The sequence below is a fragment of the Peribacillus sp. SIMBA_075 genome (assembly GCF_046534585.1).
This window is the reverse complement of record NZ_JAWRYN010000497.1, coordinates 1-276: the sequence shown is the minus strand read 5'-3', so window position 1 is coordinate 276 and position 276 is coordinate 1. Positions and strand designations below refer to the sequence as shown.

Below are 276 nucleotides of genomic sequence, written 5' to 3'. Positions count from 1 at the left end.
CTTTTGTTGAAGCCTTTCAGCAGCAAGAAAGCGGAGCTAAGGTCCTTTTGAAAGAAGTGACGGATCCGAAGCGGTTTGGCATTGCAGAAATTGATGCCGCACACCACCGGATTTTATCAATAGAAGAAAAGCCAGAGCATCCGCTTTCATCCTACTGTGTCACGGGTATCTATTTTTATGATCAAGAAGTCTTTCAATATATTGAGAAAATCTCGCCGTCAGATCGAGGCGAATTAGAGATTACAGATGTGAATAATCTCTATATCTCAAATAGCC

The 276-nt window shown here is 41.7% G+C and carries 1 protein-coding gene; it reads left to right on the top strand.

Annotated features, from left to right (window positions below):
- A partial coding sequence (locus SB775_RS29155) for a sugar phosphate nucleotidyltransferase (RefSeq protein WP_410864705.1) occupies window positions 1-276 on the top strand: 276 nt, incomplete at both ends.